Source organism: Pseudomonas chlororaphis, from assembly GCF_001921865.1.
Lineage (GTDB): Bacteria > Pseudomonadota > Gammaproteobacteria > Pseudomonadales > Pseudomonadaceae > Aquipseudomonas > Aquipseudomonas chlororaphis_D.
On sequence record NZ_MSCT01000022.1, the window covers coordinates 145,226 to 169,753 of the forward strand.

Here is a 24,528-nt window from a genome sequence, read left to right on the forward strand (position 1 = left end):
ACATCATGAACAGCGGTTCTCCCTGGCATGCGGGCGAAAAACGCCTGCAGGCCCAGGCCGGCGTTGTCGAGCGCATGGACGTTGTCGGGCGCAAGGTGATCCGCAGCGAGATGCCCGACCAGCACCGGCAGTTTTTCCAGCAACTGCCGTTCATGCTCGCGGGCACTGTGGATAACCACGGCAACCCCTGGGCCAGCTTGCTCGAAGGGCCTGTGGGTTTCGCCCATTCGCCGACCCCCGGGCTGCTGCAACTCGATAGCCTGCCTGCCGCCGAGGACCCCGGGCAGATCGAAGCGGGCGCGGCCATCGGCCTGCTGGGTATCGAATTGCACACACGGCGGCGCAACCGCCTCAATGGCCGGGTGCTCAAGCGGGACGACAGCGGTTTTACCCTGGGTGTGGAGCAGTCTTTCGGCAATTGCCCGCGTTATATCCAGCTGCGCCAGTTCGAGTCGGTGCCGTTGGCCGTACCACGCTCGGTACAGCGCCTGGACGCGCTGGATGAGGCGGCGCGCGGGATGATCCGCGGCGCCGACACGTTCTTTGTCGCCAGTTACGTGGAAGTCGAGGGGCGGCGCTGGGTCGATGTCTCGCACCGCGGTGGTCCAGCCGGTTTCGTGCGGGTCGAGGGCAATCGCCTGAGCATTCCGGATTTCGCCGGCAACCTGCACTTCAACACCCTGGGCAACCTGCTGCTCAACCCGCGCGCTGGCCTGTTGTTCATCGACTTCAGCCGTGGCGACCTGTTGCAACTCAGCGGCCGTACGGAAGTCGTCCTCGACGACCCGCAGATCGCCACGTTTCCAGGCGCCGAGCGGTTGTGGCGTTTCGAGGTCGAGCATCTGGTGCGCCGGCCCGCGGCCCTGGCGTTGCGTTGGCGATAGGGACCGCGGCGTCAGCATCGCGAGCAAGCTGCGCTCCTACAGGTACTGCGGTGTTCTTCCAGCTTGTGTAGGAGCGAGGCTTGCCCGCGATGGGGCCGTGCCTGACTCACCGCGGCGCCTGCATCGCGAGCAAGCTGCGCTCCTACAGGTGTTGCGGTGTTCTTCCGGTGGACAGGGCTTTTTCTTCCAGCAGCTCGCGGTACAGCTCGTTCCACTTCTGGCCCATCCGGTCGGCGGTGAACAGCTGCCGGTAGCGGGCTTCGGCCTTGAGGCCCATCTGCGCCGCCTGTTCGGGATTGTCCCAGAGCTGGCGCATGGCCGCGCGAAAGGCCAGGGGATCGCTGGGCGGCACCACCAGGCCGGTTTCGCCGTGGATATTGATGTAGCTGGTGCCGGTGCCGATCTCGCTGGAGATCATCGGCTTGCCGTACATCGCGCCCTCGAGCAGCGAGATGCCGAAGGCCTCGGAGCGCAGGTGCGAAGGGAAGACGATGGCGTAGCTCAATTGCAACAGGGCGACCTTGTCTTCGTCCCCCAGGCGTCCGAGGAAATGCAGGTTGCGCAGGCCCAGGGCCGCGGCCTGGGCATGCAGTTCGGTTTCCAACGGGCCGGCGCCGACGATCACCACCGGGTAGTCCACGTCCTTGAGGGCATCGAGCAGGATGTGCAGGCCTTTGTAGTAACGCATCACCCCGACGAACAGGAAAAACCGCTCGCCCAGGCGCTCGCGCCAATGGGCCATGCGTTCGCTGTCGGCCTGTGGATAACCGGCCTTGTCCAGGCCGTAGGGGATGACCCGGGTCTTGTCGCGAAATTGCTGCAGCACATCGCTGGTGTGCAGGTAGTTCGGCGAAGCGGCGACGATCCGGTCGACGCTGCCCAGGAAACGGTTCATCAACGGCCGGTACAGCTTGAGCAGATGCCGCTGGCGAATGATGTCGGAGTGATAGGTCGCCACGCAGGGTTTGTTCATGCCGCTCATGAAATGCACCAGGTCCATGAACGGCCAGGGGAAGTGGTAGTTGACCACGTCGGCCTCGGCGGCCATTTCGCGAAACTGCTTGAACACGCTGTAGGAGAAGCCGGTGGAGGCGAACTGGAAGTCCAGTTTGGCTTGGTGCACGGCGTGTTGGCCGACCTTCAAGGCGGCAGGCGAGGGGCTGGCGCTCAGCGTCAGGACCTGGCCGTCGATGCCGTGGCGGACGCCGCTTTCGCAGAGCTGGAAGATCACCTGTTCGGTGCCGCCGACCGAATCGGGCAGGTAGGTTTTGTAAAAGTGTAAGACCCGCATTCAGCCTCCCATGGCCTGACGGTAGGCACGCGCGGTAATTCGCGCGCAGCGCCCCCAGGAAAAAAGTGTTGCCTGCGCCAATCCCGCTTCGCGGCATGCGCGCCAATGGCCGTCGTCCTCGATCAGGCGCAGCATGGCGTGGCGCAAGCCGTGTACATCGTCGGCTTCGACATAGTTGCCCGCCGGCCCCGCGACTTCCGGCATCGCCGAGCACCGCGTGAGCACCACCGGCGTCCCGCTGGCCATGGCTTCCAGGACCGGCAGGCCAAACCCCTCGTAGCGCGAAGGAAAGACCAGGGCCCTGGCCCCGGCCACCAGCTGCGCCAGCTGTTCGTCCGGCAAGTAGCCCAGCAGGCGCACATGGCCGCTGGCCAGGGCGCGGCAGAGGATTTCGTCGAATTGCCCCTGTTCCCAGCCCGCCATGCCGGCGATCAGCAAGGGATACCGCTGGCGCAGGGTTTCCGGGAGCAGGGCGTGGGCCTGCAGGGCCAGGGCCAGGTTCTTGCGCGGCTCCAGGGTGCCGACGCAGAGCAGATAGCCCCCGGGTTGCAGGCCGTGGCGGGCGAGGTCGTGCTCCAGTTCGGCCGGCTTCCGGGGATGAAAGCGCGGCGCGGCGCCCAGCGGCGCGACGACGAAACGATCGCGCGGCAGGCCGAAATAATCCTGGGCCTCGTCGGCGACGAACTGCGAGTCGGTCAGGATCACCCGGGCCTGTGCCATGCCTGCGCCCAGGCGGCGCTCGATTTCCTTCAGGCGCGCCGCCGGCTGGGTGGTGGGGTAATGCAGGTGAGTCAGATCGTGCAGGGTCATCACGGTTGGGCCGTCGAACTCCAGCGGCCACAGGCTGGGCTCGTGGTAGAGGTCGATGGCAGCGTGCCGGCCCTGGTCGAAGCGGCGCTGTTCCAGCCAGCGCCGGGCCTGGTAGGCCCCGGGCACCCGCCGCAGCCAGGGGCTGAGCCGGGAATAACCGGGCACGGCGGCGGCCGGCAGTTCGCTGCTCCAGCCCCAGCCATGGAACAGCGACAGTTCGAGCCCCTGTTCGCCCAGCAGGGCCGAGGCCAGTTCCGCCACGTACTGGCCGATACCGGTGCGCGGCGCCTGGAGAATGCGCGCGTTAAGGGCTACACGCATCGTTCATCTCCAGGGCCGCGGGGGCCTGCTGTTGCTGGCGGACGATGCGTTCGATCAACTGCTTGCTGGCGTCGCGCCAGGTCAGCCAGCGCCATTCGTCGACACTGCGGGCGGCGGGGAATACCCCGGTGCGCTCCTGCTGGATGACCAGATCGGCCAGGCTCTGCGGATCGTCGAGATCGAAATACGCCATGAACTCGCCGCCGATTTCGCGGAACACCGGAATGTCGCTGCCCATGGCCGGCAGGCCGCGCTGCATGGCCTCCACCAAGGGCAGGCCGAACCCCTCGACGTAGGACGGGAAGACCAGCGCCGTGGATTTCGAATAGGCGTATTCCAGGCTGTTGTCGTTCAGCGAGTTGAACATGAACAGACGGCGATTCAACTCCGGGTGGCGGCGGATCCGCTCGATCAGCGCCTCGCACTTCCAGCCGATGCGCCCGGCGATGCACAGGCGGGCCTGGGACCCGTTGGCCCAGACACGCTCGAAGGCATCGATCAGGAAACCGTGGTTTTTCCGCGGCTCGATGGTGCTGACCATCAGGAACACGGGGGCGCGCTGCTTGAACAACTGCGTCAGGTCCGGATCGATCCGCGAGTGTTCGTTGCACTGGTCCAGTTCCGAACCCAGCTGGAAATAGTCGAACCAGCGCTCGGCCACCTGCTCGCGGCCGACCCGGCGGAGCATTTCCGCGTGTACCTGATCGCGGATGGTCGCGGAAATGGCGATGTAACCGTCGGCGGTGCGCGCGATCCAGTCGAACCAGCGGTTGAACACCCGGACCAGCCCGGCGTCGCAGAACTGCGGGTGCGTCAGGGGAATCAGGTCGTAGATCACCGAGACGATGCCCACGCCGTCGCGCTTGAGCTGTTCGGCCAGGGGGAAGAAGTCGTCGTGCCAGGACGAGTCCAGCAGCACCAGTTGATCGCCCGGCTGATGTTGCAGCGGTACGCAGCGCTGGGGGATTTGGTCCACGTTCACCAGGCGGTTGCACAGGCGCAGGGGAATGCTGAGAAAGGCGAAGGCGGTCAGGCGGCACGCTACATAGAGCAAGCCCCGGGCGATCTTCGAGTCGGCGAAGGGTTGGCGCCGCTCCAGCGTCCGGTGGCGCAGCCAGAAGACGTTGGCGATCTGCTCCAGGCGCACCCGCAGGCTCATCAGGTCCCAGCGCTTGGTCGGCAGCGGCTTGAGGCTCAGCACCCGGTACAGCTTGCCGCCGCGCATCGCCACCGGAATGCATTCCTGGGCGCCGCTGGCCGCGGGCAATTCGCGAATGACGTTACGCACCACGCGCTGGATGCCGGAGTTGACCTCGGGGTGCTCGAACACATAAGTGCATTCGATCAACAGGCGGCTCATGGTTCCACCTGCTGGCTGACCGGGGCGGGGCTTGCGCGGTCCGCGGGGGTACGCTCGATGCGCGTCCGCGCCTGCAGCCAGGAGCAGCCGACGAAGTCTTCCTGGCGGTTGTTGATGACATGGAAGACCAGGCCGTAGTCGCGCCATTCGAAATTGCGATCCAGGTGCGAATCCAGCCGCGACAGGCTCAACGCCACCGAATAGTTACCCTTGCCCAGGCCCATGGTGAAGGCGAAGCGGAAGGTGACCCGTTCGCCCGCGCTCAAGTCGGTCAGGGCCTGGTCCTGGCGGTGGGTGTTGATGCCGTACATGGGCTGGCCGAGGCGGTCTTTGATCAAAAAGCCCAGCACCAGCCGCTCGATGTCCTGGCGTACCTCGACCTGCACCTCGAGCACCACCGGCTGGCCGACCTCGGCCACCTCGATCGAACGCTCGCGTTCGTCGCGCAGGTGCACGCCGAGGATGACCGCCTCGCCGGTGCCGGAAATGGTCCGCACCTGGCCGTTGGCGAGCATTTCCTGGCGCACCGTCTGGCCTTCGCGTTCGGCGAGCATGGCGTTGTAGTAGTCCATCACCTCTTCGGGCTTGCCGTGCATGGCCACGCGGCCCTGTTCCAGCAGGATCGCGGTGTCGCAGATCGACTGGATCGCCGAACGGTCGTGGGAAACGATCAGCAGGGTGGTGCCGGAGCGGCGGAAGCTGCGGATGCGCTCGAAACTCTTGTGCTGGAAGTAGGCGTCGCCCACCGACAGCGCTTCGTCGACGATCAGGATGTCCGGGCGCCGCGCCGTGGCCACGCTGAACGCCAGGCGCATCTGCATGCCGCTGGAATAGGTGCGCACCGGGTGGTCGATGGCCTCGCCGATTTCGGCGAAGGCTTCGATGTCCGGCATCAGCGCTTCGATCTCCTCGACCTGCATGCCCAGCAACTGGCCGGCCATGACCGCGTTCTGGCGCCCGGTGAAGTCCGGGTGAAAGCCCATGCCCAGTTCCAGCAACGCCGCCACCCGGCCGCGCAGCTGGATCTCGCCGCAGGTCGGCTGGGTGGTGCCGGTGATCATTTTCAGCAGGGTGCTCTTGCCGGCGCCGTTGACCCCGACGATCCCCACGGCTTCGCCGGGCTCGATCTCGAAGTCGACGCCCTGCAGCACCCAGTGCAGGTGATGGCGCGGCGGGGAAAACGGCACCAGCCACTCGAAGAGCCGGCTCCAGCGGTTCGGGTACTGCTTGTAGGCCTTGCCCAGGCCGGTGACGCGTATATGTCCCATCAGAGCTCATCCACCATTTCACCGACGCGCTGGCGGAAAAGCCGCAGCCCCATGGCACAGAACAACAGGCTGATGACCAGCATCGGTACCAGCGAACTCCATTGCGGCCACTGGCCGTAGAGGAACAGGTTCTGATAGCTGTGCATCAGCGCGGTCATCGGGTTGAGCCCCAGCAGGCGCTGGATCGGCTCGGGCAGGATGCTGATCGGGTAGACGATGGGCGTCAGCCAGAACCAGAACTGCAGGACGATGCCGAAAAACTGCCCGACGTCGCGGAAGAACACGTTGAGTACCCCGAGGATCATCCCCAGGCCGGCGCAGAACAGGATCTGCAACAGCAGCAGCGGGATCAGGGCCAGCAACGCCAGGCCCGGCAGGCGTCCGGTGATCAGCAAGAAGCCGAGGAACAGGCCGAGGATGATCGCGAAGTTGATGCCGGCGTTGAGCAGCACGATCACCGGCAAACAGATGCGCGGGAAGCTGATCTTCTTCAGCAGGTTGGCGTTTTCCAGGAACATGTTCTGGCTGCGCAGGGTCAGCTCGGAAAACAGCCCCCAGGTCAGCAGCCCGGCGCACAGGTAGACGCTGTAGGCCAGGCCGTCCTCGACGCCCGGCAGGCGGGCGCGCATCACGTGGGAAAAGATCACCGTGTAGACGACGATCATCGACAGCGGATTGAGCACGGTCCACAAGGCGCCGAACAGCGAGTTGCGATAACGCGCCTGGAACTCGCGCTGCACGCTGCCGAGGATGAAGCCCCGGTAGCTGCGCAGGGATCGATACAGATTCAGCAGCATTCAGGCGATCCTGCCGTATTGGTCTTCGAAGCGGACGATGTCGTCCTCGCCCAGGTATTCGCCGCTCTGCACTTCGATGATGACCAGGTCGATCACCCCCGGGTTTGCCAGGCGATGTTTGTGCCCGGCGGCGATGAAGGTGGATTCGTTGCTGTTGACCAAGTGCGAGCCGTCGCCGTTGTTGGTGACCATGGCCGTGCCCTTGACCACCACCCAGTGCTCGTTGCGGTGGTGGTGCATCTGCAGCGACAACGCGGCGCCCGGCTTGACCACGATTCTCTTGATCTTGAAGCCCGGGCCTTCCTCCAGCACGGTGTAGCTGCCCCAGGGGCGGCTGACCGTACGGTGCAGGCGATAGGCCTCGTGGTTGCGGTCCTTGAGCTGGCGCGCCACCTGGCGTACGTCCTGGGCGCGGTCGGCATGGGCCACCAGGATGGCGTCGGCGGTCTCGACCACGATCAGGTTGTCGACGCCCACCGTGGCGATCATCCGGCCTTCGCTCTGCACGAAGTTGCCGCGGCTGTCGATGAACAGTGCTTCGCCGCTGGCGCGGTTGTCTTGGGCATCGGCATCCACCAGGGCGCTGATCGCGCCCCAGGAGCCGATATCGCTCCAGTCGAACCGGGCGGGCACGACCGCCACCCGGTTCGACACTTCCATTAACGCATAGTCGATGGAAATGTCCGGCATCTCGGCGAAGTGCTCGGCCGACAATTCATGCTGGGTGATACGCCCGGTGTCCACCGGCGCGCTCGCCGCCAGGCACGCGCGCCCCAGCTCCAGCAACTCGGGGGCATGCTGTTGCAGTTGCTCCAGCAGGGTGGCAACGGTGAAACAGAACATGCCCGAGTTCCACAGGAAGCGGCCGCTTTCGAGGTACCCCAGGGCGGTCTGCAGGTCGGGTTTTTCCACAAAGCGATACACGCTGGTGGCACCGCGATCGTCGAGGGCGTCTCCCGACTCGATGTAGCCAAAACCGGTTTCCGGTGCGTTCGGCGTGACGCCGAAGGTGACCAGATGCCCGGTTTCGGCCAACTGCGCGGCATGGGCGACGGCGTTTTTGAAAGCGTCCTCGTCGCGGATCAGATGATCGGCCGGCATGACCACCATGGTTGCCTGCTCGCCGTGCCGGGCCTGCAGGGCCAGGGCCGCGATGGCTATTGCAGGAGCGGTATTGCGGCCCGAAGGCTCGAGGATGAAATGCCCGTGATGTCGATCCAGCTTTGCAGCCTGGAAGTGATCCTTGCTTTGAAAGTAGTGGTCGCGGTTGGTCACGGTGACGATGTCGCCGCTGCCGGCCAGCAACCCGGCCGCTCGACGATAAGTCTTGCCCAGCAGACTCTGGCCGTCGGGCAGGATCATGAACGGCTTGGGATGGCCTTCGCGTGAAACCGGCCATAAGCGGGTTCCGGCACCGCCGGAAAGAATCACGGGAATCAGCATGCCTTACTCCTTGGCGACGCGTTGCATGTCCGCATCCATCATCATGCGAATCAGGGTTTCCAGCTGGGTCTTGGGTTTCCAGCCGAGCACCCGCTGGGCCTTGGCCGGGTTACCCAGCAGCACATCGACTTCGGCCGGGCGCAAGAACGCCGGGTCGATCTTCACGTAGTCGCGGTAATTCAGACCGACGTGTTCGAAGGCGATCCGGCACATGTCGCGCACAGTGGTGGTCACACCGGTGGCCACCACGAAGTCGTCGGCCTGCTCCTGTTGCAGCATCAGCCACATGGCTTCGACGTAATCGCCGGCAAACCCCCAGTCGCGCTTGGCGTCGATATTGCCCAGGCGCAGTTCCTGCTGCTTGCCCTGCTTGATCCGGGCGGCGGCGTCGGTGACCTTGCGGGTCACGAACTCGATGCCGCGCAGCGGCGATTCGTGGTTGAACAGGATGCCGCTGCTGGCGTGCAGGCCGAAGCTCTCGCGGTAGTTGACGGTGATCCAGTGCCCGTAGAGCTTGGCCACGCCGTAGGGGCTGCGCGGGTAGAACGGGGTGTTCTCGTCCTGCTGCTCGGCCTGGATCAGGCCGAACATCTCGCTGGTGGAGGCCTGGTAGAAACGGGTCTGCGGGCTGAACTGACGGATCGCCTCAAGCAGGTGGGTAACGCCCAGCCCGTCGACGATGCCGGTGGTTACCGGCTGGTCCCAGGAGGCGGCGACGAAGCTTTGCGCCGCCAGGTTGTAGACCTCGTCGGGGGCGGCCTTGATCACCGCGCGCTGCACGGAACAGGCGTCGGCCATGTCGCCGTCCAGGTAGCGGATCCCGTCCTCGATTCCCATCTCGCGCAAGCGCCAGCGCGAGTCGCTGCTGCGCCGTGCCACCAATCCATGGACCTCATAGCCTTTGTCCAGCAGCAACTTGGCCAGATAGGCGCCGTCCTGCCCCGTAATCCCGGTGATCAGTGCACTTTTTGTCATTCTTGTCGTACTCGTGACTCCCAGTCGGACAGGATCGCCCGCAGGGATTGTTCTAGGGTGATTTCAGGCGTCCATCCGGTGACCTGGCGCAGCCTGGCGTGGCTGCCGCGGACGCGACGCTGTTCTGCCCGGCGTAGACGGGCGGGGTCCTGAACCAGTTCCATGTCGACCTGAGCGATGTCGGCCAACTGTTGGATCAGGCTACGGATGCTGTGCTCCTGGCCGGAGCAGATGTTGTAGACCTGGCCCGCTGTGCCGCTGTCCAGCAGGGCCAGGTAAGCATTCACCACGTCAGCGACATCGAGGAAGTCGCGAGTGACGTCGATGTCGCCTACTTCCAGTTTGGGGGCTTGCAGGCCGAGCTTGATCCTGGCGATCTGGCGCGCGGCGCTGGCGACGGCGAAGCTGTCCAGCTGCCCCGTGCCGATATGGTTGAACGGTCGAGCCACCATCACCGGCCAGCCTTCGCTCATGCCCCATTGCAGGCACAGCAGTTCGGCCGAGGCCTTGCTGACGGCGTAGGGGTTGCGCGGAGAGGGTGGCTGGCGTTCGTCGACGGGTAGCGCGTCTTCGCCGACCTGGCCGTAGACGTCGCCGGAGCTGACATACAGGAAAGTGCCAGCGAAACCCCGGGCTTTCAGGGCTTGCAGCAGGTTGAGGGTACCCAGGAGGTTGATCTGCAAGGTCCGGGCAGGATCGCGAAAGGCTTCGGGGACGAAGGTCTGGCCGGCCAGGTGAATCACCGCGTCCGGCAACTCGGGCCAAAGGTCATGCAGGCTTTGCGGTTGGGTCAGGTCGAAAGGGACGGCAGGCAACAACTCCCACGCTGAATCGGCAGTGCTCAAGCGGGATCGCAGATGACGCCCCACGAATCCACTCAGGCCCGTTACAAACAGACGCTTTTTCAAACAGCAGCCCCTTACACGGAGACTTCGGCAATATTCGGACACATAAATCGTGTGAGAAATACGAAACCCCAGCTATGTATTCGGAGGTTTCCTATTGACGAAGGTTGTTGTAGTTGTTTGGCACTCAATCTGTGCCAATTGGGTTGGAATTTCAACAGGTCCTACCGTGACCGGTAAGTTCTCGTTTTCTAGCATAGGAAATATCTGGAATAGAGGTTCCCGAATCTTCAAAGGATGTGTTTAGAATGCCCCTCGTCTCGACCCAAACGATCAGCAACGGCTGTCCCTGAGCCGCTAAAAACTGACCAATAGAACAAGAACGTAGACGGGCATGAGGACGATGGACGCACGCCTTCGCATTCAGGGGCGTCGCCATGGCTCTACCGTCATTGTGTGAGGCTGCCAGGACGGCGACTTCATCGTGAGATGCCATGAATTTCATTCTTTACTCGGACGTCAACGACGGCTCCATCAGCCAGAGCCTCGGGCGGCCCGAATACAGTTACTACTTCGTGCTCAAGGCCTATCGCCCGGTGCTGGAAAGCCTTGGGCGGGTGCATGTGGTGCAGACCCCCGGCGAAGTCGACCGGCTGTACCACGAGCTGCAGCTCACAGGCGAAGACTGCCTGTTTCTCTCGTTCACCCCGCCGCAGAAAACCCCGACCGACCTGGACTGCCCGACGCTGTGCGTGGTGGCCTGGGAGTTCGACTCGATCCCCCACGAATACTGGGATAACGACCCGCATCAGGACTGGAGCCGTACCCTGGGCCGCCATGGCCGGGTGATTACCCTGTCCAGCCATACCGCCCGGGCGGTGCGCCGGGTGTTGGGCGAGAATTTCCCGGTGCTGGTGCTGCCCACGCCGCTGTGGGAGCGTTTCGACGCCGTGCGCGCCGACTACCCCGCGGTTCCGGTCAACGCCGGCACCCCGTTGCAGATCAAGGGCTGCATCATCGACAGCCGCGTGCTGGGGCTTTCCGCCGACGGCCTGATCGCCCCCTTGATCGAGGAGGCGCCCCAGCCTGTGGTCGAGGCCGTGGTGGTCGAAGCGCCTGTAGTCGAGGCCGCGCCGCCGCTGACGGCCCGGCGCCGCCTGTTCATTGCCAAGCACTACCTGCGCGAGTGGTATCGGGCGCTGGTCGGCGGCGAATGGCGCCGGCCGTTGTTCATCAGCAAGCACTATGTGCGCGAAGGTTATCGCGAGGGGCTGCGCGACCTGGTTCCCGAGCGCCTGCGGGCGTTGATGGCCGGGGAGCGCGCGCCGGAGCCGGCGCCGCCTGTCGAGTTGCCGCCGCCGTTGCCTGTGCCAGTCCCCGTGCCCGCGGCGGAAGCGGAACATCCCCAGGCCAGCCTGCCGGCCACCGACCAGTTGGTGGAGCTTCAGGTCGACGGCGTGGTGTACGTCAGCGTGTTCAACCCCGACGACGGCCGCAAGAACTGGCATCAACTGATTACCGCCTTCTGCTGGGCGATGCGCGACACCGAGGACGCGACCCTGGTGCTGAAGATGACCCAGAGCGACCTGTCGAGCTATTACGTCGAGGTCCTGACCCTGCTGTCGCAGCTGTCGCCGTTCAGCTGCCGGGTGGTGGCGCTGCACGGTTACCTGGACGACGAACAGTTCGCCCGGCTGTACGGCGCGGCCAGTTTCTACGTCAACGCCTCGCGCTGCGAAGGCCTGTGCCTGCCGCTGATGGAGTTCATGGCCTGCGGCAAGCCGGCGATCGCGCCGCTGCACACGGCCATGCTGGATTACATCGACGAGGACGTGGCCTTCGTCGTCAAGTCGAGCCAGGAGCCGGCGATCTGGCCGCAGGATTCGCGGATCCTGTTCCGCACCCTGCGCCATCGGCCGGATTGGGGTTCGTTGAAAACCGCCTACCAGGACAGCTACCGCCTGGCCAAGGAAAACCCCGCGGGGTACCAGGCGATGTCCCAGGCCGCGGCCGCGCGCATGCAGCAATACAGCAGCTTCGCCAGCGTGCAGGGGCGTCTGCGGGGCTTCCTCAAGCTGCCCGCCCCGAGCGCGGCCGACGGCCCTTCTTCCCTGGCTGTAGCGGGTAACGCCTGATGCTGATCATCATTCATTCGGAAACCAACAAGAGCAATATCCAGCAGAACCTGGGCCGCCCCGAGTACAGCTACTACTTCGTGCTCAAGGAATTCAGGCCGGTGCTGGAGCGCCTCGGCCAGGTGCTGGAGGTGAGCCATCCCGACGAGCTGGTGGACCGCCTGTATGCCGATTGCCAGAGCCGCGGCGAAGCGTGCATTTTCCTTTCGTTCTCGCCGCCCCATCGCACCGCCGACCATTACGCCTGCCCGACCATCCCGGTGTTCGCCTGGGAGTTCAGCACGATTCCCACCGAGAGCTGGCAGGGCGAACCCCGGCACGACTGGCGGCGGGTCCTGGGCCGCTCCGGCGCGGCGATCACCCACTCGCGCTTCACCGTGCAGGCGGTGCGCGACGTGATGGGCGCGGACTACCCGATCCGGGCGATCGCGGCCCCGGTCTGGGATCGTTTCGCCAAGCGTGGCGCGCAGCTGGACAAGCAGCCGCGGGCGTCCCGGGTGACCCTGAACCTGCGCGGCCTGTTGTTCGACAGCCGTACCCTGGACCTGGACGCCTACGGCCCGAACCCGCTGCGCGAAGGCTCGCCGCTGCTGTTCGATGCCCCGGCCGGCGATTGCCAGCTGGTGCTCGACGGGGTGATCTACACCTCGGTGCTCAACCCCTACGACGGGCGCAAGAACTGGCAGGACATGATCAGCGCGTTCTGCAGCACGTTCCGCGACTGCGACGACGCCACCCTGGTGCTGAAGCTGACCCACCACGATATCGGCAACGCGCTGAACGACATGCTGCACCACCTGTACAAGAACCAGTCCTATCGCTGCCGGATCGTGCTGATCCACGGCTTTCTCGCCGACCCGGACTACGAGCGGCTGGTGGAGGCCACCAGCTATGTGGTGAATTCCTCGTTCGGCGAAGGGCAGTGCCTGCCGCTGATGGAGTTCATGTCCTGCGGCAAGCCGGCGGTGGCGCCGTGCAACACCGCGATGGCCGACTACATCGATGCCGACAACGCCTTTATCGTTGACTCCACCGACGAGCTGAGCGCCTGGCCCCACGACCCGCGGGCCGCCTACCGGACCCTGCGCTATATCACCAACTGGGATTCGCTGTGCTCGGCCTATCGCGCCAGCTACGACGTGGCCCGGGAGGACCCGCAGCGTTATGCGCGGATGTCCGACCATGCCATCGAAAGCCTGCGGCGTTTCTGTAGCCAGGACTCGGCGGAGCAGGCGCTGGGTGAGTTTTTCCGGCAGGTGCTGGAGCAACGCGCCGCGCCGGCCACACCCGGGCTTGCCGGGTGATGCGCTCGTTTCTGCGGCGTTTGCGCCGGGGCGCGCCGTTGCCGGCGCCGCTACCGGCCGACGTACCCAGGGGCGCGGTTTCCCCCCGTGATTGCGGCTTGCGCGACGCCATGCTCGACGGCTGGTTCCTGTCCGCCAGCGGCGAGCTGCTCAAGGGCTTTGCCCTGGGGCCTGAGGACACGCTGCTCGATGTCGGTTGCGGTGAAGGCGTGGCGACCCTGTTCGCCATGCGCCAAGGGGCCTCGGTGATTTTCACCGACAGCGAGTTCGACAAGGTTCGCGACCTGGCCCGGCAAGTCGCCGAGCAGTCCGGGGTGCCGGCCCTGGGGCTGGTCAGCAACAGCCTGCCGTTGCCGCTGGCATCGGCCTGCGCCAGCAAAGTGGTGTGCATGGAAGTGCTGGAGCACATCGAACAGCCGGAACCGTTTCTCGCCGAGCTGGTGCGTATGGGGCGTCCGGGCGCGCAGTACCTGATCAGCGTTCCGGACCCGGTGGGCGAGCATTTGCAGCAGGGCATCGCGCCGCCGGGCTATTACCGTGCGCCGAACCACGTACAGATCTTTTCCCGCGAGGGCTTCGGCCGGATGATCGAGGACGCCGGGCTGGTCATCGAGCATCGCCAGGCCACGGGCTTTTTCTGGGTCATGGGCATGATCTTTTTCTGGGCCAGCGAACGGGCCGCCGGACGCGAGCCGCCGGGCGCCGTGCGCGACCGCATCCAGGCGCCTTACCCGGCGTTGATGGAAGGCTGGGCGCGGACCTGGGAGGACCTGCTGGCGCAACCCGACGGGCTGGCGATCAAGCAGGTGCTGGACGGCTTCATGCCGAAAAGCCAGGTCATCATCGCGCGCAAGCCGTTGGCCGAGCCGTCTTGAACGACAGGCGAATCATCGACATCGAGCTGCTGCGCGGCGTCGCCGTGCTCGGCGTGGTGTTCCATCATCTGCGCGGCAGCCTGTTCAGCGAAGGCTCCGGCTGGCTGGACCGCGCGGCGGCCTACGGGCAGTTCTGGTGGGGGGTGGACCTGTTCTTCGCCATCTCCGGTTTCGTCATCGCCCGCAGCCTGATCCCGCAGTTGCGCGCCTGCACCAACGGCACGCAGTTCTGGCAGCGGACCCGCGACTTCTGGATTCGCCGGGCCTTTCGCCTGCTGCCCTCGGCCTGGTTGTGGTTGCTGCTGATGTTGCTGGCGAGCCTGTTCTTCAATCGTTCGGGGGCCTTCGGCAGTGTGTCCGCCAACCTCTGGGCGACCCTGGCCGGGGTGCTGCAATTCGCCAACGTGCGTTTCGCCGACAGCCTTTTCCGCTACGAATACGGCGCCAGCTTCGTCTACTGGAGCCTGGCGCTGGAGGAGCAGTTCTATCTGTTGCTGCCCTTGCTGGTGCTGCTGAGCCGCAAGTACCTGGCCTGGGTGTTGCTGGCGTTGGTCCTGGCGCAACTGTTCACCTGGCGTTCGGTGCTGCTGATGTTCGTGCGCACCGATGCCATGGCCCTCGGCGTGCTGCTGGCGCTGTGGACGGCGCGCCCCAGCTACCGGCGTTGGGAGCCCAGGTGGTTGGGCCGTGCGGGGCTCGGCCCGCTGCTGCTGGTCCTGTGTGGCCTGGGCCTGGGCTGGCTGGCCACCGACGGCTTCAATGTCACCCACTACCGGATTGGCGCCCTGGCCGTGATCTGTGCGTTGCTGGTGTGGATCGCTTCGTACGACCGCGACTACCTGTTGCCTCGCGGCCGGCTGAAAAACCTGCTGGCCTGGGTCGGCAGCCGCTCCTACGGGATCTACCTGATTCATGTACCGGCGTTCATGCTGGTGCGCGAAGCCTGGTTGCGCCTGGCGCCCGCGGCGAGCGGCGGGCCCAACGAGCAGCCGCTGCTGGCCCTGGCCTGCGCCGCGGGCCTGATCCTGTTGCTGAGCGAACTCAACTACCGTGTCATCGAGTCGCCCCTGCGCAGTCGCGGCGCCGAGCTGGTACGACGCCTGGGCACCTCCCGCCCGCCCGTTACTTCCACTGGAGTCACCTCATGCTGAGCCTTCTGAAAAAACTCACGGCGAGCGCTCCGGCAGCCGTGCCGGTCGAGACACCACCGCCGGCCAAGGTCGACCCCTACATGCTCGGCCTGCACGACGCCATGCTCAGCGGCTGGTTCAACCAGCAGACCAACGAGCTGTTCACCGGCTTTGCGGTGTCGGCCGACGACACCCTGCTCGACGTCGGCTGCGGCGACGGCGGCAACGTGCATTTCTGCGCGATGCGCGGGGCGAAGATCATCATTGCCGATATCGACGCGGCCAAGGTCGAGGCGACGCGCCAGCGCCTGGGCGATACGCCGGCCCGCGAGATCGAATGCCACGTCACCGACTGCAACCCGCTGCCGATTGCCGACGGCACCGCCAGCCGCGTGGTGTCTACCGAGGTCATCGAGCATGTCGACGACCCGGCGCAGTTTCTTTCCGAGCTGGTGCGGGTCGGCCAGCCGGGCGCGCTGTACCTGTTGAGCGTGCCGCACCCGAGCTCCGAGGACTTGCAGAAGGACATCGCCGCGCCCGAGTACTTCCAGAAGCCCAACCACATCCGCATCATCAGCGAAGCGCAGTTCAAGCAGATGGTCGGCGACGCCGGGCTGGAGGTGCTCAGCCATAGCCAGTACGGCTTCTACTGGTCGATGTGGATGCTGTTGTTCTGGGAAGCCAAGGTCGAATTCAGCAACCCCGACCATCCGCTGCTCGAGCACTGGGCGCAGACCTGGCAGACCATCCTCGACTCGCCGCGCGGCGCGCAGATCAAGCAGGCGCTGGACGCGGTGGTCGCCAAGAGCCAGGTCATCATCGCCCGCAAGCCAGGTTAGGCACGTCCCTGTAGCCGCTGCCGAGCGACGCGAGGCTGCGATCGCGGCCGCAGGACGCGCAAGGTTTCAACACCGCTGAGGCCCTGCGGGCCTTACGCAGCCTGCGGCAGCGGCTACAGGGTTCGCTTCAGGCCTGCTGGACGAAGGTCAGGCGTAGGGCGAAGCCGATCAGCAGGCTGCCGAACAGCCATTGCTGGGCCCGCTGGGCGGCGCGGTTGTGCGCCAGCCAGCGGCCGATCCAGGCGCCGGCCAGGGCGTAGGCGCTGTCGAACAGCAAGCCCACCAGCACCAGCAGCAGGCCTAGGCTGGCGAACTGCACGGCCACGGGGCCGGCCTGCGGGTCGACGAACTGCGGCAGCAACACCGAGCAGAACAGCAGCGCCTTGGGGTTGAGCAGGTTGGTCAGCAGGCCGCGGCGGATCGCTTCGCCCCAGCGCAGGGCCTGCGCCGCCTGGCCTTCTTGCAGGCTGGGCAGTAGGTTGGCCCGTAGGCACTGTACGCCGAGCCACAGCAAGTACGCCGCGCCGCCCAGGCGCACCACGTCGAAGGTCCAGGGCGCGGCCTTGAACAGCGCGGCCAGGCCCAGCCCCGCCAGCGCCACATGGCAGCCCCGGGCCACCGCCAGGCCCAGCGCGGTGGCCAGCGCCAGGCTCCGGCCCTGGCGGGCGCCGGTTTGCAGCAGCAGGATCATGTCGGGGCCGGGCAACAGATACACCACCGCCAAGGCCAGGAAAAACATCCACAGGTGTGCCACGTTGCCGCCCCTTTCGTTGTCGATTCGGTCAGCAGAGTCTAGGGCCAAGGGGCAGGGCAGGTGCTTGCGTAGTCAGCCAGCAGATGGGCAGAAATTGGCATAATCTTCCAGTCGAACCCGGAATGACTATCGGAATATGCCAAACATGAAACTGGACGCCTACGACCGCAAGATTCTCGCTGCCCTGCAACGCGACGGTCGCCTGAGCAACGTGCAACTGGCGGACGAGATCGGCTTGTCCGCCTCGCCCTGCCTGCGCCGGGTGCGGATGCTGGAAGAAGCCGGAGTGATCCGCGGGTACCAGGCCGTCCTCGACCGCGACGAGGTCGGCCTGGGGCTGACGGTGTTCGTCGGGGTCAGGGTCGAGCGCCATACCGACGAGCATTCCGAGGCTTTTCACCGGGCGGTGACGGCGCTGCCGGAGGTGATTTCGGCGTTCCTGGTGTCCGGCGAGTCGGACTTCCTGCTGCAAGTGGTGGTGCCGGACCTGCGCGCCTACGACCGTTTCCTCACCGGCAGCCTGCTGAAACTGCCGGGCGTCAGCGATATCCGCAGCAACTTCGCGATCCACACGGTGAAAACCCCGGGGGCTCTGCCCCTGGGGCATCTGCCGGCATGACCCTGGGTCGCCGCTGGCGCGTCCTTCGGCCGCGGCTACAGGGTTCTTCGGGGCGCCTCGATCCTGCTTTTGTAGCCGCTGCCGAAGGCTGCGCAAGGCCCGTAGGGCCTCTGGCAATCTTGTGGCCTCGGTCTACATCTGCGTGGCCATGCCCTCCACATCCATCGCCGCCTGGCGCAAGGCCTCGGAGCGGGTCGGGTGCGGGTGGCAGGTCAGGGCGATGTCTTCGGCGGAGGCGGCGAACTCCATGGCCACGCAGTATTCGCCGATCATTTCGCTGACGCTCGGGCCGACTAAATGCACGCCGAGGATTTCGTCGGTCTGCGCGTCCGCCAGGACCTTGGCGAAACCCTCGGTCTCGTGGTTGATCTTGGCCCGGCTGTTGGCCGTGAAGGGAAACTTGCCGGCCTTGTAGGCACGGCCTTCGGCCTTGAGCTGCTCCTCGGTCTTGCCGACGCTGGCCAGCTCCGGCCGGGTGTAGATCACGCTGGGGATCAGCGCGTAATTGACCTCGCCGGCCTTGCCGACGATTTGCTCGATGCAGGCCATGGCTTCGTCTTCGGCCTTGTGCGCGAGCATCGGCCCGGAGGTGACGTCGCCGATCACCCAGACCCCGGCCGCCGCGGTGCGGTGCCGCTGGTTGGCGAGCTGGCCGCGGGCGTCGGTGCCCAGGCCGACGTTCTCCAGGCCCAGGCCCTGGGTATAGGGCCGGCGCCCGATGGCCACCAGCACGTAGTCGGCCTCCAGCTCCTCCGGCGTGCCGCCCGCCGCTGGCTCGACGCTCAACTGCACACCGTCGGCCGAGCTGCTGGCGCGGGTGACCTTGGTCCCGAGCCTGAAGGCGATCCCCTGCTTGGCCAGGGCTCGTTGCAGGGTCTTGCCGGCCTCGGCGTCGACCCCGGGGCAGATCCGGTCGAGGTATTCGATCACCGTCACCTCGGCGCCCAGGCGCCGCCATACCGAGCCCAGCTCCAGGCCGATCACCCCGGCGCCGATCACCACCAGGTGCCTGGGCACCTCGCCGAGGGCCAGCGCCCCGGTGGAATCGAGAATGCGCCGGTTGTCGATCTCCACCCCGGGCAGCGGCGTCGGTTCGGAGCCGGTGGCGATCACGATGTCCTTGGCTTCCAGCCGGGTCTGGGCGCCGGCGCTGTCGGTCACCGTGACCTGGCCCGGGCCGTCGATATGGCCCCAGCCCTTGATCCAGTCGACCTTGTTCTTGCGAAACAGGAACTCGACGCCCTTGGTCAGGCCCGCCACGCTGTCGTCCTTCTGTTTCATCATCTGGGCGAGGTTGAGGCGCGGCTGGACCTCGATGCCCAGCTCGGCGAATGCCTTGCCGGTGGCCGCCTCGTACAGCTCCGAAGCATGCAGCAAGGCCTTGGACGGCATGCAGCCGACGTTCAGGCAGGTGCCGCCGAGGGTCGCGCGGCCTTCGACGCAGGCTGCCTTGAGCCCCAGCTGGCCGGCGCGGATGGCGGCGTTGTAGCCACCGGGACCTCCACCGAGGATGACGACGTCGTAGCGGCTCATGGCTGTTCTCCTGCAATCGACAAAGAAAGGGTTCAAGGCGAGTCGAATAAAAAATTACGACCGTAATATGAGCGCGCGAAACCGCTGCGGTCAAGCAGGAGAGCACGCCCCTGTGTAGGAGCGAGCTTGCTCGCGATCCGCGCAGCGGCCATTGATCGCGGTGTTCGATCTGGCGCTATCGCGAGCAAGCTCGCTCCTACAAGGGGTGGTGGGGGGTGTTCAGGTCCACCAGTAGCGCACCAGGTGGAAGAAGATCGGCGCGGCGAAGCACACCGAATCCAGGCGGTCGAGCATGCCGCCGTGGCCCTCGATCATGTGGCCCCAGTCTTTCACCCCGCGGTCGCGCTTGATCGCCGACATGACGATGCCGCCGGCAAACCCCAGCAGGTTGATCAATAGCGCGATAAGGAACGACTGCCAGGCGTTGAACGGGGTGATCCACCACAGCGCGCCGCCGATCAGCGAGGCCAGCAGGATGCCGCCGACAAAGCCTTCCACGGTCTTGGACGGCGACAGGCGCGGGGCGATCTTGCGTTTGCCGAAGAGTTTTCCACAGACGTACTGCAACACGTCCGACATCTGCACCACGATCACCAGGTAGGCGATCAACAGCAGGTTGCGCCCTTCGTAGCCGGCGATATCCAGGGTCAGCAGCGCCGGCACGAACGACACGCAGAACACCGCGATCATCAGGCCCCACTGGACCTTGGAGGCGCGCTCGAGGAAGTGTGTGGCGTCGCCGCCCAGGGACGCGAGGATCGGCAGCAGCAGGAACACATAGACCGGGATGAAGATCGAGAACAGCCCGTACCAATCGAAATAGATCAGCAGGTACTGCACGGGCAGCGCCAGGTAGAAGGCCGCCACCAGCGCCGGGTAGTCGCTGCGCCGGGTCGGCATCAGAGTCAGGAACTCGCGCAGGGCGTAGAAGGACACCGCGTAGAACAGCAGGATCACCGCGCTGGTGCCGAGCCAGAAAGCGATGCCGATCACCAGCACCATCACCCACCAGGCGTTGATACGGGCGTTGAGGTTATCGATCACCGAGTTCGGCGCGCCGCCGGTGCGCAGCTTGAGCACGAAGCCGATCAGCGAGGCCAGTACCAGGACCGCGCCGATCCCGCCGAACAACATCAGGGTTTGTCTATCCATCTCAGGAATGCTCCGGGGCCAGGGCCAGCAGCGCCGCGCGGCTGCGTTCGAGGAAGTGCGCCTTGCTCTCGTCGTCTTCGAGGGACAACGGCGCGCCGAAGCTGGTGGTGCACAGCAGCGGCAGGGGCAGGAAGCGGCCCTTGGGCATTACGCGGTTGAGGTTGGCGATCCACACCGGAATCACCTGGGCCTGTGGGTAACTTTTCGCCAGGTGGTACAGGCCGCTCTTGAACGGCAGCAGGCCGTCTTCCTCCAGGTTGCGCGTGCCCTCGGGAAAGATGATCAGCGAATCGCCGTCGGCCAGGGCTTCGAGCATCGGTTGCAGGGGGTTATCCACAGGCTCCCTGGGCTCGCGTTCGATCAGCACGCCGTTGAACACGCGGTTGATGATGTAGCGGCGCAGCGGGCTGGCCTGCCAGTAATCGGCGCCGGCCACCGGCCGCGTCATCTTGCGCAGCGCGGGCGGCAGCGAGGCCCAGAGCAGCACGAAGTCGCCGTGGCTGCTGTGGTTGGCGAAGTAGATGCGTTGCACCGCCTGCGGCCCGCAACCGAGCCACAGGCTGCGGGCTCCGGTGATGGTACGGGCGGCGGAGGTGATGAGGGTGGCGACCAGGGGTTCGAGCATGAGAATTCCTTATCCGGCGACGACCAGCCAGGGGCTGGCGAGGATGAAGCCCAGTGTCAGCAGTACTTGCGCGGCCAAGAGTTGGGTCTGCCGGCGCAACAGGTTCAGGGCGCCGCGGCTGCGTTGTGGCCAGGCCCGGCCGCCGGCGCCCGGCGGTTGCAGGCCCAGCGCCGCCAGCGCCTCGTCCACGGCAATGCTGCGTTCGACCAGCGGCAGCGGGCTGTCCGCCACGCGCTGGAACAGCTCGGCGTCGAAGGCCACCCGTAGCGCCCAGTACTTTTGCAGCACGCCCAGGAGCAGCAGGGCCAGGCTCAGGGCGATGGCCCACGGGCTAGAGAGGCCGAGCAGCCATTGGCCGAGGCCGAACAGCGCGCCGAGCAAGGCCAGGCCTGTGGATAACAGGTCCAGCGCGTGCCCGCGGCGCAGCAGGCTGGCCACGGCGTGCAATTCCATATCAGTGGTCATGGGCAGGCTCCGCAGCGGTGGATAACGCTTCCAGGGCCTGACGGTGCGCGGGGTGCAGGACGATGTGCGGGCGCGCGCGGCGGATCTGCACGATGGCCGCGTCGACGCTGGCGGCGCGGCCTGTGGACAACAGCCAGGCGGCGATGGCGGTGGCGCTGCGCGAGTAGCCCAGGGCGCAGCAGACCAGCAGCGGCCCCTGTTCGCGCAGGCGCTCGATGGCCTGCGCGGCCTCGCGGCACTGCTCGGGGGTGGGCGCGGTCAGGTCGAGCACCGGCACGCAGCGATAAGGCAGATGGCGGCCGTCCAGGGACAGCTCGGCGCACAGGTCGACCACCGCGCTGAACGGGCTGTCCTGCAACTCGCCCGGGGTCGGAATGCGCCCCAGCCAGACGTTATCCACAACTTCGTCGGGCTGGGGATGGGCTTTCGTCCACCACCGCGAATTGATCCAGGCCGCTGCCAGGTACGGCGCCAGCAGCCAGCGGGTGGCGCTGCCCAGGCGGCCGTCCGCGCCCTTCTGGAAACCCTGGGCGTCGAACAGCGCGTAGTTCAGCGCCACCAGCAGCAACGCCAGCGCCGGCCACAGCAACCACAGCCAGGCGCCGCCGCAGGACCACGCCAGCACCGTGAACGCCGCGGCGCCGAGGGCATAGCGCAGCGCCAGGCGCCAACGTTGGCGATCGCGGGCCAGGCGCAGGCTGTGCAGCATCCCGGGACGGTCCAGCGGCCACAGCCAGACGCACAGCCAGCCGGCCAGGGCGCCTGTGGGTACGTCGATAAAGTGGTGTTGATAAGTGGTCAGCACCGACACCCCGATCAGGGCGAACCAGCCATGCACCAGCCAGCGCCAGACGCCCTGGGTATGCCGCGCGTAGCAGGTCCAGAGCACCACCAGCAGGGCGATGTGCAGCGACGGCGCCTGGTTGAATGGTTTGTCGAAGCCGGCCAGCACATCGAACAGCCAGCCGAACACGCCGTCCAGTTCCGGCCGGGAGAAGGTGAAACGCAACGGCCAGAGCAGGAAGCAGCTGACGGCGATGACCTGCGCGGTCAGCAGGCGCAAGGCGTGGCGTTTAAGCTCCAGGCGGCTGTTGGGCAACAGCAGGGAAAAGCCGTACAGCAGGTCGATCGACCAGTAGGGCACGATGCTCCAGGCCCAGAACGGCATATGCCGCTCCCAGTCGAACACCAGGCTGCCGACGTCGGCGCGCTGCGCGGTGACCCAGGTGGCTAAGCCATAGGTGCTGAAAAACAGCGGTGCCAACAGCAGCAGCCAGAGCACCGCGGGTTTCAGCAGGCCGGGTTCGCGGGTGGCGGCGCCGCTCATCATTGCACCCGCTGCGCCAGCGACACGCTGAAAATGCCCCACTGGTCGACGCGCAGGGTGATCCGGCGAAAGCCCGCGGCCTCCACCAACTGGTCCATTTCCGCCTGGGTCCGCCGGCGCATCACCCAGGCCTGCCCCTCGCGGTGGCTGGTCAGGGCGCGGGCGATCAGCTCCAACTGCGGGTGCCACGGCTGCCCGGTATAGACCAGGTAACCGCCGGGTTCCACGGCGGCGGCCAGGCCCGCCAGGGAGTCGCCGACCATCTGGTTGTCGGCGAACAACTCGTACAGGCCCGAAACCACCGCGAGGGTCGGTTTGGGCTCCAGGGCCGCGAGGTCCTGGCGGTCGAAGGCGTCGCCTTTGACGAAACGGGCGATCTGGCCCAGGCCCTTCTCGGCGATCAGCGCGCTGCCGTCGCGCACGTTGATGTCGCTGTAGTCGCGCAACAGGATCGACTCGGGCAGCGGGCTGACGCCTTGCAAGGCTTCGAGAATGTAGCGCCCGTGGCCGGCGGCGATGTCGACGATGCGTACTTCGCGGCTCTGGTCGCGGAGTTTTTCCATGGCCAGGCGCAGCAGTTCTTCCACATGCAGCTTGCGTTGGCGGATGCCGCGCCAGCCGATGGAGTCCAGGTAGTTGCGGTCGATTGCCCGGCCCAGGGCCGAGGTGCCGGTCGGCTGGTTGCGGTACACGTAGTCCAGGGTGCTGCCGGAGTCGAAACCGGTGTCGAAGCCCAGCTTGACCCCGGCCGAGAGCCGGCTGCCCAGGCGCATGCTGGCGCGGGTCAGGCGCCAGTAGAGGTCGCGCGGGGAGTTATGCGGCAGCGGCGCCGCCAGCGCCTCGGACTCGGCGCAGGTGGCGCCCAGGCGGTCGGCGTCGAGCAGGGCAGGGCGCTGCAGCGGCCGGGCGAAGTTCTGCAGGATGAAGCGCCGGGCGCTGGCGACGGCCGGACCCCGGGCCCGTTCGCCGAGGGTGTCGTGGAAGAACCCCGGGAGGAGGTGTTTTTCCTTGTGCAGGCTGCCCAGGCGCTCGAAGAACTGCTCCTGGGGCTTGCGATGGACAACGAAGTCGGCGCCGGAAATCAGCAACTGGGTCGGCACCTGGATCGCCTGGGCGTCGGCCACCACCCGTTCGGCGGCTTCGTACAGGCCCAGCAGCACGTTGACCGAAATGGCCTTGGTGATCAGCGGGTCGCTGTCGTAGGAGGCCACGCGCTGCGGGTCGTGGCTGAGGAAGCGCGCCTTGACGTAGCTGTTGACGAAGAAGTTGCCGCGAAAGCGCCGCATCAAGGCCAGCCCGGGGCGGGCGAAAGGCACGTAGAGCTTGACCTTGAACGCCGGCGACGCCAGCACCAGGGCGCGAATGCGCGGCGCATAGTCATGGACCCAGGTGGCGGCGATCACCGCACCGACGCTCTGGGCCACTACCGCCATGTGCTCTTCGTCGATGCCGTGGCTGGTCCGCAGGTGGTCGCAGAAGGTCTGCACGTCGCGCACGCTGGTGGCAAAGCTTGGGCTGTCGCCCCGGGCGCCGGGCGACTGGCCGTGGCCGCGGGCGTCCCAGGCGAAGAAATCGAATTGCGGCAGGTCCAGTTCGTCCACCAGGTGGGCGATGCGCGCCGAGTGTTCGTGGCCGCGGTGGAACAGCAGCACCGCCTGGCGCGGCGCGTCCGCCGCCGGCGCGGTGGCCGGCCAGTGGCGGTAGAACAGCTCGACGCCGTCGTGGGTGGTGAAGGTCTGGTTCTGAGCTTCGCGCATGGCAACTTCCTTATTCCGA

The 24,528-nt window shown here is 66.1% G+C and carries 21 protein-coding genes and 1 pseudogene; 7 read left to right on the top strand and 15 right to left on the bottom strand.

Features of this window, described 5'->3' with window-relative positions; genetic code table 11:
- Nucleotides 1–5: 5 nt before the first annotated feature.
- Nucleotides 6–881, top strand: a pseudogene (locus tag BTN82_RS28020) (pyridoxamine 5'-phosphate oxidase family protein); the annotation flags it as partial.
- A gap of 145 nt (nucleotides 882–1,026) precedes the next feature.
- Here BTN82_RS28020 and BTN82_RS28025 read toward each other — a convergent pair.
- The 8 genes from BTN82_RS28025 to BTN82_RS28060 are packed head-to-tail and all read right to left on the bottom strand — an operon-like array spanning nucleotide 1,027 to nucleotide 10,057.
- Complete coding sequence (locus BTN82_RS28025) at nucleotides 1,027–2,175, bottom strand: glycosyltransferase family 4 protein (protein WP_075122259.1); 1,149 nt, start codon at nucleotides 2,173–2,175, stop codon at nucleotides 1,027–1,029.
- Entirely contained in the window at nucleotides 2,176–3,306 is a 1,131-nt protein-coding gene (locus BTN82_RS28030) for a glycosyltransferase family 4 protein (RefSeq protein WP_075122260.1), read from the bottom strand.
- Complete coding sequence (locus BTN82_RS28035; RefSeq protein ID WP_075122261.1) at nucleotides 3,290–4,666, bottom strand: glycosyltransferase family 4 protein; 1,377 nt, start codon at nucleotides 4,664–4,666, stop codon at nucleotides 3,290–3,292. Before BTN82_RS28035 ends, BTN82_RS28030 begins: the two co-directional genes overlap by 17 nt.
- Complete coding sequence (locus BTN82_RS28040; protein WP_075122262.1) at nucleotides 4,663–5,934, bottom strand: ABC transporter ATP-binding protein; 1,272 nt, start codon at nucleotides 5,932–5,934, stop codon at nucleotides 4,663–4,665. Before BTN82_RS28040 ends, BTN82_RS28035 begins: the two co-directional genes overlap by 4 nt.
- Nucleotides 5,934–6,731, bottom strand: a complete 798-nt coding sequence (locus tag BTN82_RS28045; protein WP_075122263.1) for an ABC transporter permease — start codon at nucleotides 6,729–6,731, stop codon at nucleotides 5,934–5,936. Before BTN82_RS28045 ends, BTN82_RS28040 begins: the two co-directional genes overlap by 1 nt.
- Complete coding sequence (locus tag BTN82_RS28050) at nucleotides 6,732–8,174, bottom strand: mannose-1-phosphate guanylyltransferase/mannose-6-phosphate isomerase (RefSeq protein ID WP_075122264.1); 1,443 nt, start codon at nucleotides 8,172–8,174, stop codon at nucleotides 6,732–6,734.
- A 3-nt stretch (nucleotides 8,175–8,177) separates the two neighbouring features.
- Nucleotides 8,178–9,149, bottom strand: coding sequence for a GDP-mannose 4,6-dehydratase (gene gmd / locus BTN82_RS28055; RefSeq protein WP_075122265.1), 972 nt, complete (start codon nucleotides 9,147–9,149; stop codon nucleotides 8,178–8,180).
- Entirely contained in the window at nucleotides 9,146–10,057 is a 912-nt protein-coding gene (locus BTN82_RS28060; RefSeq protein WP_075122266.1) for a GDP-mannose 4,6-dehydratase, read from the bottom strand. The genes gmd and BTN82_RS28060 overlap by 4 nt, the downstream gene beginning before the upstream one ends.
- 431 nt (nucleotides 10,058–10,488) lie before the next feature.
- Between BTN82_RS28060 and BTN82_RS28065 the strand changes: the two genes are divergently transcribed.
- From BTN82_RS28065 to BTN82_RS28085, 5 genes are read left to right on the top strand one after another with little or no spacing between them, the layout of a single operon-like run.
- The gene (locus tag BTN82_RS28065; RefSeq protein WP_075122267.1) at nucleotides 10,489–12,129 is read left to right on the top strand and encodes a glycosyltransferase; all 1,641 of its coding nucleotides are present in this window, start codon (nucleotides 10,489–10,491) and stop codon (nucleotides 12,127–12,129) included.
- The gene (locus BTN82_RS28070; RefSeq protein ID WP_075122268.1) at nucleotides 12,129–13,433 is read left to right on the top strand and encodes a glycosyltransferase; all 1,305 of its coding nucleotides are present in this window, start codon (nucleotides 12,129–12,131) and stop codon (nucleotides 13,431–13,433) included. Before BTN82_RS28065 ends, BTN82_RS28070 begins: the two co-directional genes overlap by 1 nt.
- On the top strand, nucleotides 13,433–14,308 hold the full coding sequence (locus tag BTN82_RS28075) for a class I SAM-dependent methyltransferase (RefSeq protein ID WP_075122269.1): 876 nt from the start codon (nucleotides 13,433–13,435) through the stop codon (nucleotides 14,306–14,308). The genes BTN82_RS28070 and BTN82_RS28075 overlap by 1 nt, the downstream gene beginning before the upstream one ends.
- The gene (locus BTN82_RS28080) at nucleotides 14,305–15,459 is read left to right on the top strand and encodes an acyltransferase family protein (protein ID WP_075122270.1); all 1,155 of its coding nucleotides are present in this window, start codon (nucleotides 14,305–14,307) and stop codon (nucleotides 15,457–15,459) included. Before BTN82_RS28075 ends, BTN82_RS28080 begins: the two co-directional genes overlap by 4 nt.
- On the top strand, nucleotides 15,453–16,277 hold the full coding sequence (locus tag BTN82_RS28085) for a class I SAM-dependent methyltransferase (protein WP_075122271.1): 825 nt from the start codon (nucleotides 15,453–15,455) through the stop codon (nucleotides 16,275–16,277). Before BTN82_RS28080 ends, BTN82_RS28085 begins: the two co-directional genes overlap by 7 nt.
- Before the next feature lie 127 nt (nucleotides 16,278–16,404).
- Here BTN82_RS28085 and BTN82_RS28090 read toward each other — a convergent pair whose 3' ends face one another.
- Nucleotides 16,405–17,031, bottom strand: coding sequence for a LysE family translocator (locus tag BTN82_RS28090; RefSeq protein ID WP_075122272.1), 627 nt, complete (start codon nucleotides 17,029–17,031; stop codon nucleotides 16,405–16,407).
- Nucleotides 17,032–17,176: 145 nt separating this feature from the next.
- Here BTN82_RS28090 and BTN82_RS28095 point away from each other — a divergent pair, with 145 nt between their 5' ends.
- On the top strand, nucleotides 17,177–17,650 hold the full coding sequence (locus BTN82_RS28095) for an Lrp/AsnC family transcriptional regulator (protein ID WP_075122273.1): 474 nt from the start codon (nucleotides 17,177–17,179) through the stop codon (nucleotides 17,648–17,650).
- Between the two features lie 132 nt (nucleotides 17,651–17,782).
- Here BTN82_RS28095 and lpdA read toward each other — a convergent pair whose 3' ends face one another.
- The 6 genes from lpdA to BTN82_RS28125 form a co-directional block, all read right to left on the bottom strand.
- Nucleotides 17,783–19,183, bottom strand: coding sequence for a dihydrolipoyl dehydrogenase (gene lpdA / locus BTN82_RS28100; protein ID WP_075122274.1), 1,401 nt, complete (start codon nucleotides 19,181–19,183; stop codon nucleotides 17,783–17,785).
- Nucleotides 19,184–19,402: 219 nt separating this feature from the next.
- Complete coding sequence (locus BTN82_RS28105; RefSeq protein WP_075122275.1) at nucleotides 19,403–20,335, bottom strand: phosphatidate cytidylyltransferase; 933 nt, start codon at nucleotides 20,333–20,335, stop codon at nucleotides 19,403–19,405.
- 1 nt (nucleotide 20,336) lies between these two features.
- Nucleotides 20,337–20,960 carry a lysophospholipid acyltransferase family protein gene (locus BTN82_RS28110; protein WP_075122276.1) on the bottom strand — a complete coding sequence of 208 codons (624 nt, stop codon included), beginning with the start codon at nucleotides 20,958–20,960 and terminating at the stop codon, nucleotides 20,337–20,339.
- Nucleotides 20,961–20,969: 9 nt separating this feature from the next.
- A complete protein-coding gene (locus BTN82_RS28115; RefSeq protein ID WP_075122277.1) occupies nucleotides 20,970–21,425 on the bottom strand; it encodes a hypothetical protein in 456 nt (151 codons plus the stop codon).
- Nucleotides 21,415–22,755 carry a phosphatase PAP2/dual specificity phosphatase family protein gene (locus BTN82_RS28120; protein WP_075122278.1) on the bottom strand — a complete coding sequence of 447 codons (1,341 nt, stop codon included), beginning with the start codon at nucleotides 22,753–22,755 and terminating at the stop codon, nucleotides 21,415–21,417. The genes BTN82_RS28115 and BTN82_RS28120 overlap by 11 nt, the downstream gene beginning before the upstream one ends.
- The gene (locus tag BTN82_RS28125) at nucleotides 22,752–24,509 is read right to left on the bottom strand and encodes a bifunctional alpha/beta hydrolase/class I SAM-dependent methyltransferase (RefSeq protein ID WP_075122279.1); all 1,758 of its coding nucleotides are present in this window, start codon (nucleotides 24,507–24,509) and stop codon (nucleotides 22,752–22,754) included. Before BTN82_RS28125 ends, BTN82_RS28120 begins: the two co-directional genes overlap by 4 nt.
- Between the last annotated feature and the right edge of the window lie 19 nt (nucleotides 24,510–24,528).

Bases quoted from the DNA above. Each gene is read 5' to 3' on its own strand.
- BTN82_RS28025 (WP_075122259.1), bottom strand. From the start codon at position 2,175: ATGCGGGTCTTACACTTTTACAAAACCTACCTGCCCGATTCGGTCGGC.
- BTN82_RS28030 (WP_075122260.1), bottom strand. From the start codon at position 3,306: ATGCGTGTAGCCCTTAACGCGCGCATTCTCCAGGCGCCGCGCACCGGT.
- BTN82_RS28035 (WP_075122261.1), bottom strand. From the start codon at position 4,666: ATGAGCCGCCTGTTGATCGAATGCACTTATGTGTTCGAGCACCCCGAG.
- BTN82_RS28040 (WP_075122262.1), bottom strand. From the start codon at position 5,934: ATGGGACATATACGCGTCACCGGCCTGGGCAAGGCCTACAAGCAGTAC.
- BTN82_RS28045 (WP_075122263.1), bottom strand. From the start codon at position 6,731: ATGCTGCTGAATCTGTATCGATCCCTGCGCAGCTACCGGGGCTTCATC.
- BTN82_RS28050 (WP_075122264.1), bottom strand. From the start codon at position 8,174: ATGCTGATTCCCGTGATTCTTTCCGGCGGTGCCGGAACCCGCTTATGG.
- gmd (WP_075122265.1), bottom strand. From the start codon at position 9,149: ATGACAAAAAGTGCACTGATCACCGGGATTACGGGGCAGGACGGCGCC.
- BTN82_RS28065 (WP_075122267.1), top strand. From the start codon at position 10,489: ATGAATTTCATTCTTTACTCGGACGTCAACGACGGCTCCATCAGCCAG.
- BTN82_RS28070 (WP_075122268.1), top strand. From the start codon at position 12,129: ATGCTGATCATCATTCATTCGGAAACCAACAAGAGCAATATCCAGCAG.
- BTN82_RS28075 (WP_075122269.1), top strand. From the start codon at position 13,433: ATGCGCTCGTTTCTGCGGCGTTTGCGCCGGGGCGCGCCGTTGCCGGCG.
- BTN82_RS28085 (WP_075122271.1), top strand. From the start codon at position 15,453: ATGCTGAGCCTTCTGAAAAAACTCACGGCGAGCGCTCCGGCAGCCGTG.
- BTN82_RS28095 (WP_075122273.1), top strand. From the start codon at position 17,177: ATGAAACTGGACGCCTACGACCGCAAGATTCTCGCTGCCCTGCAACGC.
- lpdA (WP_075122274.1), bottom strand. From the start codon at position 19,183: ATGAGCCGCTACGACGTCGTCATCCTCGGTGGAGGTCCCGGTGGCTAC.
- BTN82_RS28105 (WP_075122275.1), bottom strand. From the start codon at position 20,335: ATGGATAGACAAACCCTGATGTTGTTCGGCGGGATCGGCGCGGTCCTG.
- BTN82_RS28110 (WP_075122276.1), bottom strand. From the start codon at position 20,960: ATGCTCGAACCCCTGGTCGCCACCCTCATCACCTCCGCCGCCCGTACC.
- BTN82_RS28115 (WP_075122277.1), bottom strand. From the start codon at position 21,425: ATGACCACTGATATGGAATTGCACGCCGTGGCCAGCCTGCTGCGCCGC.
- BTN82_RS28120 (WP_075122278.1), bottom strand. From the start codon at position 22,755: ATGATGAGCGGCGCCGCCACCCGCGAACCCGGCCTGCTGAAACCCGCG.
- BTN82_RS28125 (WP_075122279.1), bottom strand. From the start codon at position 24,509: ATGCGCGAAGCTCAGAACCAGACCTTCACCACCCACGACGGCGTCGAG.